Genomic DNA, 12,722 nt, shown 5'->3' on the forward strand with positions numbered 1-12,722 from the left:
GCCAAAAATATTCAAGTTCTTGTCTAACCAGCTTTACATCTATATCCTTCCCATCCTGGCCGTAATTATTGGCTACATTATTTCACTATTTTTAAAGACCGGTGATTCATCTGGCTTTAAATTATTGCTGGCTTTCAGTGGGGCCTATTTGCTCTCAGTGACGGTCCTCGATTTATTACCTGATGTTTACCAAAAAGGCGATCAGGGAATTGGAGTTTTCATTATGCTGGGACTGTTATTTCAGATCATTCTGGAATTTCTTTCGAAAGGCGTGGAACACGGACATTTGCATTTTCATGAAGAATCGAGGAATTTTCCCCTGCTATTACTTATCAGTTTAAGTTTACACTCGTTGCTGGAAGGTTTCCCTATTGATCAGGACTCCCATTTATTACATGGGGTGGTCGTGCATAAAATTCCTGTGGCGGCCATTCTTTCCGTATTTCTTCATAAAAGCAAGTTGGGAAAATTGAAAATTCTTCTTTTCCTGGTTTTTTTCGCGTTGATGACGCCGGCCGGAAGCTGGCTGAAAAATCATGTAGAAGTTTTCAATAACTATGCTCCCTACGTCAATGCCATGGTTATTGGGGTCTTTCTGCACGTTTCGACTACGATCCTGTTTGAATCTTCAAAAAATCATTCTTTCAATGCCAAAAAACTCTTCGTGGTAATTTTGGGAATTCTATTAGCTTATTTTATCTGATGTACAGTCGGGAGGAATCCAAAAAGATACGGCAGGAATTCTGGACGAGCTTCGGAAAAGAATATCCGCGGAAATGGCTGCTCTACAATACAAAAATGAAGGAAATTCAGCTGAAATTTACTTTTAACCGCAAATTTGCGCAGGTTTCTCTGGATATTGATAATGCAGATGAACTGATTCGCGAATACTACTTTGAAAAACTGGAATCCTTGAAAAAAATTCTAAAAGCTGAATATCTCCCTGAAGCAATTTTTGAAAAAAATTATGAACTACCGGAAGAAAAAGTGATTTCCAGGATTTATGTGGAGCTTGAAAATGTCAATATTCACAACAAAAATGACTGGCCAGTAGTGAAAGAATTTCTGGCCACAAACATGAAATTACTGGAGGAATTCTTTACCGAATTCTCGGATTTCATCAAAAATTAGTAAACTCTTTAGATAACCAAAAAGTTCGTAGATAAAAAGATCTTCACAAGAATTAAAGAATGAAGTAGGCTGCGCATACTAGAGACAATGATTTTAACGTTTCGTATTAAATGGAAGTTAATCTGGTATGATAACTGCATTATACTGACTAAAACTTCTAATTTTAACGCTATGAAAAAGATAATTTTAAGCCTTTTCTTCGGAATATTCTTCATTTCGGCTAACGCGCAAACCTGGCATACCAACTTCAAAGAAGCTAAAGAGATCGCCTCAAAAAAGCATGAACCTATTGTTTTGGTCTTTCAGGGTTCAGACTGGTGCGCACCATGTATCAAACTGGATAAGCAGGTTTGGAGCACCGGTGAATTTAAAAAGTACGCCAAAGACCATTATGTAATGCTCCAGGCCGATTTTCCAAAGAAAAAAGATCACCAGCTTCCCCAGGAACAGATGGAACAAAATGAAAAATTAGCTGAAAAATATAATCCACATGGCTATTTCCCGTTAGTGGTGGTGATGGATGAAAATGGAAAGGTTCTTGGCCAGACGGGCTACAAGAATGTTTCAGTTGATGAATTTATTGACATCCTAGATTCTTTTAAAAGCTAAATTTGAAGCGATCACTGTGCATCCTATTTCTCTTTTTCGGTCTTTACGGCCATGCGCAGGAAATTTATAAGAAGACATTAAAACTGATGGGAAGCCGTTTCGAAATTACCGTTACGGCTTCTGATCAGTCTAAAGCTGAAGAGTATATAGGGCTCGCGGTAAACGAAATTACCCGAATAGAAAAACTTATCTCCAGCTGGGATCCTTCCACTCAAACTTCCCAAATCAACAGGAATGCCGGAATAAAACCGGTGAAAGTTTCTCCTGAACTTTACAATTTGATCGATCGCGCTCTTAAAATTTCAGAAATTACTGATGGTGCTTTCGATATAAGTTATGCCTCCATGGATAAAATCTGGAAATTTGACGGAAGCATGACGAAGATGCCTTCAGAAGATGAAATAAAAGAATCGGTTTCTAAAGTCGGTTATCAAAATATTATTCTGAATCCTGCAGATACCTCTGTGTTTCTAAAAAAGCAAGGGATGAAAATTGGTTTTGGCGCAATTGGCAAAGGTTATGCCGCCGATCAGGCTAAAAAGCTTCTGATGAAGGAAGGAGTTGAAGCTGGAATTATAAACGCTTCAGGAGATATGAACACCTGGGGCACCAAACCAAACGGTGAAGCCTGGAAAATTGCGATTACCAACCCGATGAACAAAGAGCATGCCTTTGCTCTCTTGCCTATTGAAAACCGGGCGGTGGTAACTTCAGGCGACTATGAAAAATTTGTGAATTTCAATGGCATAAGGTATTCTCATATTATAAACCCAAAAACCGGATATCCCGCAACTGGAATTATAAGTTCTACTGTTTTCGCTCCCAAAGCCGAACTGGCCGATGCGCTTGCTACCTCGGTATTCGTAATGGGAATCGATGCCGGCATTGACCGTATAAATCAACTTCCCGGAGTAGAATGTATTATCGTAGATGAAGAGGGAAAAGTCCATACTTCTAATAATATTAAACTCGAAGCTTTATGAAAATGAGATTCGCTGCATTATTAATTCTGCTACTATCTTTTAGTTCGTGCACAGCAGTCAAAGAATATCAAAAGGTTTACATCAATGATCCCAATATGGTACTGGGAACGAAAAAAATTGAGAGATTTGATGTTAATTTCCACGCGTACCGTGAAGCAGCTGCGGGTGCAAATGGGGGGAAAACAGGCGGTGGCTGCGGCTGTAATTAAATTAGAAGACTTATGGAAAGTAAAAAGCTTATTTTGTTTTTTTGCGTGTTTTCACTCAGTTTTTTTGGATTTTCCCAGGATACCATTCCTTCTTTTAAGAAAAGGGTTTTAGAAGCCACCGAAGTAGATTTCCTCGCGAGTTATTATGCACAGGATGGGAATAATGCTGCAGTGAGCGGCGGAATAGGAACTGAAAAACTCACGGAAGGAGCTCCTACTGTGGTGGTTTCCATTCCTGTGAATGCAGATGATGTACTTTCTATTGATGCAGGCATATCGGCATATACTTCTGCTTCTTCCAGTAACATAAATCCTTTTGATGGAGCAAAGGCCGATCCTTTCGATGCGTCTTCAGGTGCTTCCTATAGTGATACCTGGTTTGGCGCAACAGGTACCTACAGCCACAGCAGTGATGATAGAAATACTATCTGGACAGGAAAAGTTTCCGTCTCCAACGAATTTGATTATTCTTCTTTTGGCATTGGCGGGAGTTTCACCAAACTTTTCAATGAAAGGAATACAGAAATAAGCCTGCACGGAAATGTTTATATAGATACCTGGAAATTGATCTATCCGTATGAATTACGGCCTTTCACGGGAAATGGCCGGGGATTCAATGATTTTCTTTTCCAGGTTTATAATATCACTGGCGATGGCAGTTACAATCCCGATTTCAAAGAATTAAACTCTAAAGGAAGAAATTCATATTCTCTGGGGTTGAATTTTTCACAAATTCTTTCAGAAAAACTACAGGGATCGCTCATGACAGACCTGGTGCTGCAAAATGGGCTTTTATCCACGCCATTCCAAAGAGTATATTTTAGTGATAGGAATGATTATTATATAGAAAACTTTCAGCTGGCCGATGATATTGAACATCTTCCATCTTCCAGATTTAAAGTTGCCCTTGGCGGAAGGCTGAATTATTATTTAAGCGAATTACTGATCTTCAGAACTTATTATCGATATTATAGTGATGATTGGGGAATAAAATCCCACACCGCAAGCATTGAAATACCCTTAAAAATAAGTGATAAATTCACTATTTATCCGGCCTACAGATACTATTCCCAAACCGCTGCCGACTATTTTGCTCCTTACGAAGAGCATACTTCAAATGAAAAATATTATACCTCAGATTATGACCTTTCGGCATTTAACGCCAATCAATTTGGCTTCGGAATCAACTATACCGATATACTTACCAGTTTCCATTTAGGAAATTTTGGGCTGAAAAGCGTGGATTTAAAGTATGACCATTATAAAAGGAATACCGGCCTTACCGCAAATATTATCTCCGGAGGATTGAATTTTGTGACTCAATAGTTAAATCAGCGGAATTTTAAGATTAAAATGGTATAGAATATTCCATCCATGTATACCCTTTACATGCAGGTAAATAAAGATTTGAATTTTGCCTGAATTAGTTCAAAAAATCCTTTCGGTTAAACCGCAGGGATTTTTTAATTATTTGTAATTGTTTTATTTCGAATAAGTGGCTTAGCCCAAAAACCAATGCTCAAAATATAGGCCAGCGTAAGAAAAATTAAAAGCATTCCTGCTTTTAAAGAAAAAGCATCCCCTAATATTCCTATTGCTATTTGCACGACTGCACCACCCATTATTCCCGACATGAAAATTCCGGCAGCAGAGCCGTGATGTTCTTTAATAGAATTCAATCCTAAAGAAATAATTATAGGATACATAACGGAAAGGAAAAATCCGCAGGCCTGAAAGGAATATAGAGATATGATAGCCGGTGCGAAAAGTGCGAGCGCAAGACTTAAAATGGCTAGAAACGTAAAAATTTTAAGTACTAATTTGCTGTCAAGAAGTCTTAACAAAAATAAACCAAATATTCCTCCAATGGTCATTAAGCCCCAAAACCGGCCTACAGCAACGGCACCAGTGGTTCTAAAATCGAAATCGTGATAAATGGAAAGGAATTTAGACATCCAGTAAGAGATCCCCTGTTCAGTTCCCACATAGGCAAAAATAGCCAGGAAATAAAGAATTACTGTTCTATTGGTAATCATATCTTTAAGAACCTTTATGCTTCCAACTTTCTCCTCTTCCTTTAAACTAACATTTGGTATAGGGATAAGATAAACAATGAAAATCATGACGAAAGAAATCACTGCAAATAACCAGTACATGATGATCCAAATTTTATCTGAAGAAATTAAAACCTCCATAAAAGGTAGATCTTTAATGGAAGTATCACCGGTGTTTAGCAGAAGCCATGAATAAACAAATGGACTGATAAAGGAAGCAGCACCAAAAAATAATTGTGCTAAAACTGAATTGAACGCATAATTCTCTTCTCCTCCAGCAACCCTCAATAACGGATTTATAACCACCTGTAAAATGGCCATTCCTGCTCCAATAATAAAAAGGCTCAAAATAAAAACTTTAAAAAAAGGAAAAATCACAAAGAGTATTGAACCGGCCAGACCCAGCACAAATCCCGAAATCATCATTACTTTTTCTCCAAATTTTTCAAGTAAGAAACCTGCGGGAATAGACATGATACCATAGGCTATAAAAAAGGAAAATGGCAAAAAACCGGCCATGGTTTCACTTAAATCAAAACTAATTGTGGCACTGGGATTTAATGCTCCGAGGATATTGGTTAGAAAAGAGATAACAAAAAAAGTGATTAGGATAAGTATAACCACTTTGTAATCGCGCTTTTTGGACATTATTCAGAATATTTTTCTCAAATATAGATATTCTAAAATTAGCAAATCCCATTAAGAATAGGGCTTCGTGATTTTTAATCATAAAAAAACCCTTCATCGGTAAAGATGAAGGGTTTCAAGAACCTACCTTTCGGCAGGCGAGCAAGGCGGCGACCTACTCTCCCACAAGAAGCAGTACCATCGGCGCTAACGGGCTTAACTTCTCTGTTCGGAATGGGAAGAGGTGAGCCCCGTTGCTATAGCCACCTTAAATTTTGAGTTAGAAAGTTTCAAAGGTTCTAAAGTTGTAAAGAAAAGCTCTTTTCACTTATTCACTCTTTCACTTTTTAACTGTCACGCCTGGGCGTGACCAATATCTTGACATACTTAAAGAAACAAAAAACACTTAAAACACAGCAGCTTTACATGCTAAAAGCATTACCGGCCCCTCCTTTAGAAGGGGCCTTGCGCATCAAGCTTTACGGAGTATTAGTACCACTCGGCTACAAACATTACTGCTCTTACACCTGTGGCCTATCAACGTGGTAGTCTCCCACGGTCCTTTAAAGAAATCTCATCTTGTGGTGGGTTTCGCGCTTATATGCTTTCAGCGCTTATCCCTTCCCAACGTAGCTACCCAGCAGTGCTCCTGGCGGAACAACTGGTACACCAGAGGTTGGTCCAACTCGGTCCTCTCGTACTAGAGTCAGGTCCACTCAAATTTCTAACGCCCACTACAGATAGAGACCGAACTGTCTCACGACGTTCTGAACCCAGCTCGCGTGCCACTTTAATGGGCGAACAGCCCAACCCTTGGGACCTTCTCCAGCCCCAGGATGTGACGAGCCGACATCGAGGTGCCAAACCCCCCCGTCGATGTGAGCTCTTGGGGGAGATCAGCCTGTTATCCCCGGCGTACCTTTTATCCTTTGAGCGATGGCCCTTCCATGCGGTGCCACCGGATCACTATGCTCTACTTTCGTACCTGATCGACCTGTATGTCTCTCAGTCAAGCTCCCTTTTGCCATTGCACTCTACGCACGGTTACCAAGCGTGCTGAGGGAACCTTTAGAAGCCTCCGTTACTCTTTTGGAGGCGACCACCCCAGTCAAACTACCCACCAAGCACTGTCCCCCAAGTTCTCGGGGTTAGGCTCTAAACAAGTAAAGGGTAGTATTTCAACAACGACTCCACAACCCCTGGCGAGGCTGCTTCAAAGTCTCCTACCTATCCTACACATCACTTGTTCAAAGTCAATACTAAGCTATAGTAAAGGTGCACGGGGTCTTTTCGTCCCGTAGCGGGTAATCGGCATCTTCACCGATACTACAATTTCACCGAGCTCATGGCTGAGACAGTATCCAGATCGTTGCACCATTCGTGCAGGTCGGAACTTACCCGACAAGGAATTTCGCTACCTTAGGACCGTTATAGTTACGGCCGCCGTTTACTGGGGCTTCAGTTGAACGCTTCTCCGCCAATGGCGGATGACGTCTCCCCTTAACCTTCCAGCACCGGGCAGGTGTCAGGCCCTATACATCATCTTTCGATTTAGCAGAGCCCTGTGTTTTTGATAAACAGTCGCCTGGATCTTTTCACTGCGGCCCCGATTGCTCGGGGCGACCCTTCTCCCGAAGTTACGGGCCAATTTTGCCTAGTTCCTTAGCCATGAATCTCTCGAGCACCTTAGAATTCTCTTCCCAACTACCTGTGTCGGTTTACGGTACGGGTTGCCGCCACTCGCTTTTCTTGGAAGTCGCGCCGCTGGATTATCACCGCCGCCGTAGCTTTGGTGTACTATCGCCGTGTTACCACTGGCTTCAACGTACTATTCCGTCAGTACGCACCAACTTTACGCCTCCGTCCGCTTTTAACGTGGGGCAAGTAGCAGAATATTAACTGCTTGTCCATCGACTACCCCCTTCGGGTTCGCCTTAGGACCCGACTAACCCTCAGCTGATTAGCATAGCTGAGGAAACCTTGGTCTTTCGGTGTGCAGGTTTCTCGCCTGCATTATCGTTACTTATGCCTACATTTTCTTTTGTAATTAGTCCAGCAAACCTCGCAGTTCACCTTCAACCCCATTACAATGCTCCCCTACCACTCCATACCTTTGTATGAAATCCATAGCTTCGGTAGTATGTTTATGCCCGATTATTATCCATGCCGAACCGCTCGACTAGTGAGCTGTTACGCACTCTTTAAATGAATGGCTGCTTCCAAGCCAACATCCTAGCTGTCTGGGCAGTTCAACCGCGTTTCTTCAACTTAACATACATTTGGGGACCTTAGCTGATGGTCTGGGTTCTTTCCCTCTCGGACATGGACCTTAGCACCCATGCCCTCACTGATATGCATCATTTTATAGCATTCGGAGTTTGTCAGGAATTGGTAGGCGGTGAAGCCCCCGCATCCAATCAGTAGCTCTACCTCTATAAAACTAACTATATCGCTGCACCTAAATGCATTTCGGGGAGTACGAGCTATTTCCGAGTTTGATTGGCCTTTCACCCCTACCCTCAGGTCATCCCAAGACTTTTCAACGTCAACGGGTTCGGTCCTCCACTGTGTGTTACCACAGCTTCAACCTGCCCAAGGGTAGATCACACGGTTTCGCGTCTAACACTACCAACTAAGCGCACAAGTGCGCTTTCATCCCCTAAGGATGAATCTCGCCCTATTCAGACTCGCTTTCGCTACGGCTCCACACCTTAAGTGCTTAACCTTGCTGGAAACGTTAACTCGTAGGCTCATTATGCAAAAGGCACGCCGTCATCCGCCATTGGCGGACTCCGACCGCTTGTAAGCGTATGGTTTCAGGTTCTTTTTCACTCCCTTGTTCAGGGTTCTTTTCACCTTTCCCTCACGGTACTGGTTCACTATCGGTCTCTCAGGAGTATTTAGCCTTAGCGGATGGTCCCGCCAGATTCATACAGGGTTTCTCGTGCCCCGCACTACTCAGGATACTGCTAAGATTGTATCAAGTTCTCTATACCGGGCTGTCACCGTCTATGGCCCATCTTTCCAGATGATTCTAGTTCCTTATACAACCCATATCGCAGTCCTACTACCCCAATAAGTCCGTAAACTCATTGGTTTGGGCTTTTGCGCGTTCGCTCGCCGCTACTAGCGCAATCACTGTTGTTTTCTCTTCCTCCGGGTACTTAGATGTTTCAGTTCCCCGGGTTTGCCCCCGACAAGTCGGGTACTATACCTTCAGTATAGTGGGTTGCCCCATTCGGATATTCGCGGATCAATTTGTATGTGCCAATCCCCACGACTTTTCGCAGCTTATCACGTCCTTCTTCGCCTCTGAGAGCCTAGGCATCCCCCATACGCCCTTATCTAGCTTGTATGCGTTTTGCTTCTAATGCTCGTCCCGGACCATTGGCTCGCGCCTATAGCCCGGAATTTTTAATGTATTACTTACTTAAAATAGTTCTATCTATTTGTGTTCTCGTATTCTTTGTTTCTTCAATATGTCAATGAACGTTTACTCGATAGATCGCTCTATGCGAGGCTCGCCTTCGTAACCTTCTGTGGACCTGAGTCCACCGAAGCTCACTTCGGTGAGCGTAGGTGGAGAATATCGGAGTCGAACCGATGACCTCCTGCGTGCAAGGCAGGCGCTCTAGCCAGCTGAGCTAATCCCCCATTTGAATTCCGAATTTAGAATTCAGAATTTAGAATTAGAATTCTTAGCTTCTAGAATTTCCTTTCAATACTTTTTTATGAACTTAGTTGCCTTTGAGCAAAAACTCTGAACTCAGAACTTTTAACTCATAACTATCGCGCTGTGCGCGATTAGTAGTCTCAGGCAGACTCCCTTCGACTTCGCTCAGGGTAAACTTCTCGCTCCCTGCGCCTACTCTACGAGTAGTCTCAGGCAGACTCCCTTCGACTTCGCTCAGGGTAAACCTCTCGCTCCCTGCGTCTACTCTACGAGTAGTCTCAGGCAGACTCGAACTGCCGACCTCTACATTATCAGTGTAGCGCTCTAACCAGCTGAGCTATGAGACTGTCCTTTAGTAGTGAGTAGCTAGTAATGAGTATTTAGACAAGCGCTAAGCTTCTCAATACTCAATACTGTGTACTCAGTACTATAATATCAAATTGACAGATAAGAATCAAGACCAAAGAGGCCTTCTTTACACTTCCTTTGTTTCCAGTAATTGCGCTAGCACGTATAAGCGTGCGTTGCTCTAGAAAGGAGGTGTTCCAGCCGCACCTTCCGGTACGGCTACCTTGTTACGACTTAGCCCCAGTTACCAGTCTTACCCTAGGCGGCTCCTTGCGGTGACCGACTTCAGGTACCCCCGGCTTCCATGGCTTGACGGGCGGTGTGTACAAGGCCCGGGAACGTATTCACCGCACCATGGCTGATGTGCGATTACTAGCGATTCCAGCTTCACGCAGTCGAGTTGCAGACTGCGATCCGAACTGTGATAGGGTTTCAAGATTCGCATCCCCTCACGGGGTAGCTGCCCTCTGTCCCTACCATTGTAGCACGTGTGTGGCCCAGGACGTAAGGGCCGTGATGATTTGACGTCATCCCCACCTTCCTCTCGGTTTGCACCGGCAGTCTCGTTAGAGTTCCCGACTTCACTCGCTGGCAACTAACGAAAGGGGTTGCGCTCGTTATAGGACTTAACCTGACACCTCACGGCACGAGCTGACGACAACCATGCAGCACCTTGCAATCTGTCCGAAGAAAAATCTGTTTCCAGACCTGTCAGACTGCATTTAAGCCCTGGTAAGGTTCCTCGCGTATCATCGAATTAAACCACATGCTCCACCGCTTGTGCGGGCCCCCGTCAATTCCTTTGAGTTTCATTCTTGCGAACGTACTCCCCAGGTGGGTCACTTATCACTTTCGCTTGGCCACCCAGCCCTCAATTAGGCCGGACAGCTAGTGACCATCGTTTACGGCGTAGACTACCAGGGTATCTAATCCTGTTCGCTACCTACGCTTTCGTCCATCAGCGTCAGTTGGTTATTAGTGATCTGCCTTCGCAATAGGTGTTCTGTGTAATATCTATGCATTTCACCGCTACACTACACATTCCAACCACTTCATAACAACTCAAGAACAACAGTATCAATGGCAATTCTCCCGTTAAGCGGAAGACTTTCACCACTGACTTATTGTCCCGCCTACGGACCCTTTAAACCCAATGATTCCGGATAACGCTTGGATCCTCCGTATTACCGCGGCTGCTGGCACGGAGTTAGCCGATCCTTATTCATACGGTACCGTCATGCCCTCAACACGTGAGAGTGATTCTTCCCGTATAAAAGCAGTTTACAACCCATAGGGCAGTCTTCCTGCACGCGGCATGGCTGGATCAGAGTTGCCTCCATTGTCCAATATTCCTCACTGCTGCCTCCCGTAGGAGTCTGGTCCGTGTCTCAGTACCAGTGTGGGGGATCTCCCTCTCAGGACCCCTACCTATCGTCGCCATGGTAAGCCGTTACCTTACCATCTAGCTAATAGGACGCATACTCATCTTCAAACCATAAATGTTTAATTACCAGTCCAGGTGAACCGATAATACCATGGGGTATTAATCCACGTTTCCATGGGCTATCCCCCGTTTGAAGGTAGATTGTATACGCGTTACGCACCCGTGCGCCACTCGTCAGCAAATTAGCTAGGCTAATCCCTGTTACCGTTCGACTTGCATGTGTTAGGCCTGCCGCTAGCGTTCATCCTGAGCCAGGATCAAACTCTTCATCGTTAATTCTTATATCTCTTAACAACTACTAGTAGAAATTGCTCAGTTGACGTCTTTTTGTCTTAATTCTTATATACTTGATTACATCTTTATAATGTAATCCCTGTCAATTCAATATGTCAATGAACCAATTATCAATTAACAGTTAACAATTATCACAACTTCTCATTGCTTATTGATCATTGTTAATTGATCACTGTCTTGCCAAAACCCGAGGACTCGAACCCCTTCTCCCCCCATCCGGGTGGTTTCTGTTTTTATCTCACTCTCTCTTTTAGAACGTCGCTTGTTTTTCAAAGCGGGTGCAAATATACAACGACTTTTCTTTTCCAACCAAAACTTTTTAAACTTTATTTTTAAAAAAATCTCAGCACCTTTTTACCCTAAGAAAAATCCCTAACTTCCCCTACTTCTATAATCAAACTACCCCTTCAATGAACTAAGCTTCCCTGAGAAAGCGGGTGCAAATATAAAACGAACATTCGTTTTATTCCAAATTAAAATTTAAAAAATTTCAGAGAAATTATGGATCAAAAATTAAAATCCTGAAGATCAACTACAAATATACAAAAATTATCGGCTCCTTTTATTTGATGAGTGATTATTCCACTTGTCTGTAAGGTCGAGATACTGAAAATCCAGCGCGCTTGCCTGCCTTTCCAGAATGTTATCCCTGAATGAACGCTGTAAAATATCTTCTATTAAAAAATCCTCCTGGCTCGACTCAGGATGGTATTCTTCTTTTAGAGATATATCAAATAAACCTGCGGTAGTATTATACCAAAATGCCCTCCATCCGCTTTTAAGATTCTTTACCAGGTCAAAAGCAGTATAACCAGTTTGGCGATGGATGAGCTTAACCAAAATCTGTCCTTCGGTATGAGTTAATTTTTTGAGCTCTCCCGAAAATTCATTTTCAATATATTCCTGAACGATCTTTGTGTATCTCTTTCTGTCACGTTTCGATTTGATCTGATCGAGTCTGGCGGTCAGTTCTACCAGCCTTTCGGAAGCCAATTTGGCATAAGGATAGACTTTTCTTGTTTTTCGGCGTAAAATCAAATAACGTTTCCGGTCTTCGTAACTATTAAATTTCAACTTCCGCAGAAGCACGACTTCTTCCAGGTCTATTGTTTCACGAGGAATGGAATCACCGGCAATAATCATATATCGCGGCGAAAGGCTATCGGTTTCTTCAGGTTTTTGTTGTTCCTGTGAAAAACCTGTAACACCAATCAAAAAAGACATCAGCAAAAAAATTCTCCTTCTCATAAACATTTCTTAATTGAATATGGTTTGAACCAAAATCATTCCAAAATTAATCAATATGGCGTTGTCTTCCATTCAAAACTTCTTAATTTCGCTAAAATTGTA

Annotated in this window: 8 protein-coding genes, 2 tRNA genes and 3 rRNA genes; 6 read left to right on the forward strand and 7 right to left on the reverse strand. The window is 42.8% G+C overall.

What is annotated here, in order from left to right; translation table 11 throughout:
- Positions 1-19 precede the first annotated feature (19 nt).
- From C7S20_RS16565 to C7S20_RS16590, 6 genes are all read left to right on the forward strand, one after another.
- Complete coding sequence (locus C7S20_RS16565; RefSeq protein ID WP_107014284.1) at positions 20-703, forward strand: ZIP family metal transporter; 684 nt, start codon at positions 20-22, stop codon at positions 701-703.
- Positions 703-1,131 carry a DUF4268 domain-containing protein gene (locus C7S20_RS16570; protein WP_107013516.1) on the forward strand — a complete coding sequence of 143 codons (429 nt, stop codon included), beginning with the start codon at positions 703-705 and terminating at the stop codon, positions 1,129-1,131. Before C7S20_RS16565 ends, C7S20_RS16570 begins: the two co-directional genes overlap by 1 nt.
- A gap of 171 nt (positions 1,132-1,302) precedes the next feature.
- Positions 1,303-1,740, forward strand: coding sequence for a thioredoxin family protein (locus tag C7S20_RS16575; protein WP_107013517.1), 438 nt, complete (start codon positions 1,303-1,305; stop codon positions 1,738-1,740).
- 2 nt (positions 1,741-1,742) lie between these two features.
- Positions 1,743-2,723, forward strand: a complete 981-nt coding sequence (locus C7S20_RS16580) for an FAD:protein FMN transferase (protein WP_227009037.1) — start codon at positions 1,743-1,745, stop codon at positions 2,721-2,723.
- Positions 2,720-2,932 (forward strand): DUF4266 domain-containing protein, encoded by a 213-nt coding sequence (locus C7S20_RS16585; RefSeq protein ID WP_107013519.1) that lies wholly within the window; start codon positions 2,720-2,722, stop codon positions 2,930-2,932. Before C7S20_RS16580 ends, C7S20_RS16585 begins: the two co-directional genes overlap by 4 nt.
- 12 nt (positions 2,933-2,944) lie before the next feature.
- Positions 2,945-4,258: a DUF3570 domain-containing protein gene (locus C7S20_RS16590; protein WP_107013520.1), complete on the forward strand. Its 1,314-nt coding sequence runs from the start codon at positions 2,945-2,947 to the stop codon at positions 4,256-4,258.
- Between the two features lie 137 nt (positions 4,259-4,395).
- On the opposite strand, the gene C7S20_RS16595 is transcribed toward C7S20_RS16590, so the two are convergent.
- From C7S20_RS16595 to C7S20_RS16625, 7 genes are all read right to left on the reverse strand, one after another.
- Positions 4,396-5,634 carry an MFS transporter gene (locus C7S20_RS16595; RefSeq protein ID WP_107013521.1) on the reverse strand — a complete coding sequence of 413 codons (1,239 nt, stop codon included), beginning with the start codon at positions 5,632-5,634 and terminating at the stop codon, positions 4,396-4,398.
- Positions 5,635-5,775: 141 nt separating this feature from the next.
- Positions 5,776-5,884 (reverse strand): 5S ribosomal RNA (gene rrf, locus C7S20_RS16600).
- 197 nt (positions 5,885-6,081) lie between these two features.
- Positions 6,082-8,970 (reverse strand): 23S ribosomal RNA (locus C7S20_RS16605).
- 223 nt (positions 8,971-9,193) lie between these two features.
- A tRNA-Ala gene (locus C7S20_RS16610) sits at positions 9,194-9,267 on the reverse strand.
- 292 nt (positions 9,268-9,559) lie between these two features.
- Positions 9,560-9,633 (reverse strand) — tRNA-Ile (locus C7S20_RS16615).
- 186 nt (positions 9,634-9,819) lie between these two features.
- Positions 9,820-11,351, reverse strand: a 16S ribosomal RNA gene (locus C7S20_RS16620).
- The 16S, 23S and 5S rRNA genes sit together here with 2 tRNA genes alongside, the layout of an rRNA operon.
- Before the next feature lie 570 nt (positions 11,352-11,921).
- Positions 11,922-12,620 (reverse strand): DUF4294 domain-containing protein, encoded by a 699-nt coding sequence (locus C7S20_RS16625; protein WP_107014285.1) that lies wholly within the window; start codon positions 12,618-12,620, stop codon positions 11,922-11,924.
- Between the last annotated feature and the right edge of the window lie 102 nt (positions 12,621-12,722).

The organism is Christiangramia fulva (assembly GCF_003024155.1).
Classification (GTDB): Bacteria; Bacteroidota; Bacteroidia; order Flavobacteriales; family Flavobacteriaceae; genus Christiangramia; species Christiangramia fulva.

Coding starts and splice junctions, on each gene's coding strand:
- C7S20_RS16570 (WP_107013516.1), top strand. CDS start 703: ATGTACAGTCGGGAGGAATCCAAAAAGATACGGCAGGAATTCTGGACG.
- C7S20_RS16575 (WP_107013517.1), top strand. CDS start 1,303: ATGAAAAAGATAATTTTAAGCCTTTTCTTCGGAATATTCTTCATTTCG.
- C7S20_RS16585 (WP_107013519.1), top strand. CDS start 2,720: ATGAAAATGAGATTCGCTGCATTATTAATTCTGCTACTATCTTTTAGT.
- C7S20_RS16590 (WP_107013520.1), top strand. CDS start 2,945: ATGGAAAGTAAAAAGCTTATTTTGTTTTTTTGCGTGTTTTCACTCAGT.
- C7S20_RS16595 (WP_107013521.1), bottom strand. CDS start 5,634: ATGTCCAAAAAGCGCGATTACAAAGTGGTTATACTTATCCTAATCACT.
- C7S20_RS16625 (WP_107014285.1), bottom strand. CDS start 12,620: ATGAGAAGGAGAATTTTTTTGCTGATGTCTTTTTTGATTGGTGTTACA.